Source organism: Paracoccus sp. MKU1, assembly GCF_001447385.1.
Lineage (GTDB): Bacteria > Pseudomonadota > Alphaproteobacteria > Rhodobacterales > Rhodobacteraceae > Paracoccus.
In genome coordinates, this window is the sequence record NZ_LLWQ01000020.1 from 1 (window position 1) to 1,692 (window position 1,692).

Here is a 1,692-nt window from a genome sequence, read left to right on the forward strand (position 1 = left end):
TGTTCGATGCGCTGGCCGCCGCAGGCATCACTCTCGTGACCGTCACCTTCGACGGTTCTGGCGACAGCGGCCAGATCGAGGACATCACCGCGCAATCGGACGACCGGACCGTGGACCTGCCGCAGGGCGAGATCACCATTGCCACGGTGGCATGGGGAACCGACAAGGTGACCGCAATCTCAATGGGCGTTGAGGCGGCCATCGAACAGCTCGCCTATGACTTCCTCTCGGAAACCCATGGCGGCTGGGAGAACAATGATGGCGCCTATGGCGAGTTCAGCTTCGATGTGGCGGCGCGCACCATCACGCTCGACTACAACGAGCGCTACACCGCCACCGAATTCTACAGTCACGAGTTCTGAGGGGGCGGAAATGGCACATCCCTATCATCATGCGCTCTCGTCGGTGAAGAAATGGGGCGGCACGGTCGAGGATTACTTGCCCATCCATAGCTGGTTCGATGCCAGCAAGGAGATCCTGGCCGATTTTCGTCATCGCGCGCTTCGCCACCATGCCGAGGGCATCTTCATGGCCGAGACCATTTTCGGGGCGACGATCACCCTGTCCACCGGCAGGGTGATCCCGGCCCGATGGGTCGGGGAGCAGCATGTCCGCGAGGATCTGGGCCGTATCCCGTCCTTCGCCGATTGGGCGCGGGCAATCCACCCGGCGCCTTGGATGGGGCGGACGCAGCGGATCGAGGCGGAGGTCGATCCGCATTGCGTCAATGGCCGACTTCAGGAAGAAGTCTGAGCAGTCGCGTCAGCCTCCCCCTTATGAAAGCCTCTTGCCATGCTCAGCCATATCGTCATCTCCGTCCTGCTCTGCACGGCTTCCTGCGAACCGGCGGAAATCCGCGTCTGGGACGGTGACTCGATCCGGCTGGGTATGGGACAGCAGTCCGAAGCTGTTCGGATATTCAACATCGACGCTCCCGAAATGGAGGGCCGCTGCATCCATGAAACCGACCTWGCCCGGCAAGCGAAGATCAGGCTGGCGGAAATCCTGCAAGGTCGGCGGGTCGAAATCCTGCGTCAGGGGACCGACCGCTATGGCCGGACCCTGGCGGCGATACGCGTCGAAGGCCGCGATGTCGGCGATATTCTCGTCGATGAAGGGCTGGCGAGAACCTGGGCCGGGCGGCGTGAGCYCTGGTGCTGATCGCCGGATCGTCCCGCCGAGGTGCGGGACGATCCACCGTCGGGACGGGAGAGTAAGAGTGCGGGCCGGTTGGCCGTGACGGATTGTGAGGCGGGAGAGGGGCTTCCGCCGTCCGTCGCGGAGCATTCCCCATGAGCCTTTCCCACCACACCACTTTCGCCTCGATCGGCGAARTTGTCGCGCGACAGATCCTGCCCCGGCTGCGTCATGCCCAGAAGCTGCCGCTGCGCATCTCCTGCATCGGTATCGCCAGCGATGACGAAAGCGATGACGTCGGCGGCTTCGACCGCACGCTCGTCATCGGCCAGTGCCAATCCCCCGAAGAGGCGCTGATCATCGCCAGCCAGCGCGTTGCGCGCGGTGATTTCCGCGTTGGACAGGGCGATGCGCTGCGCTTTCGCCCCCGCGTCATGGTCATTCAGGACAACGAACTGGGCCTTGTCCTTGCCGGTGAGGTCCGGGCCGGGATCGTGCTCTGGCAGCATCCGGTCGCCTCCGACGCCGAGGCTCGCCGCACCGTCACGGAGGCCA

General features: G+C 64.1%; 4 protein-coding genes. All 4 read left to right on the forward strand.

Annotated elements, in window-relative coordinates; all coding sequences use genetic code 11:
* On the forward strand, positions 1-362 hold a 362-nt coding region (locus tag AQY21_RS01840), incomplete at its 5' end, for a DUF6878 family protein (RefSeq protein ID WP_058096178.1).
* A 10-nt stretch (positions 363-372) separates the two neighbouring features.
* The gene (locus AQY21_RS01845) at positions 373-753 is read left to right on the forward strand and encodes a hypothetical protein (protein ID WP_012092609.1); all 381 of its coding nucleotides are present in this window, start codon (positions 373-375) and stop codon (positions 751-753) included.
* 39 nt (positions 754-792) lie between these two features.
* A complete protein-coding gene (locus AQY21_RS01850; protein ID WP_058096179.1) occupies positions 793-1,161 on the forward strand; it encodes a thermonuclease family protein in 369 nt (122 codons plus the stop codon).
* 131 nt (positions 1,162-1,292) lie between these two features.
* The coding region (locus AQY21_RS01855) for a hypothetical protein (protein ID WP_058096180.1) at positions 1,293-1,692 on the forward strand (400 nt) is incomplete at its 3' end.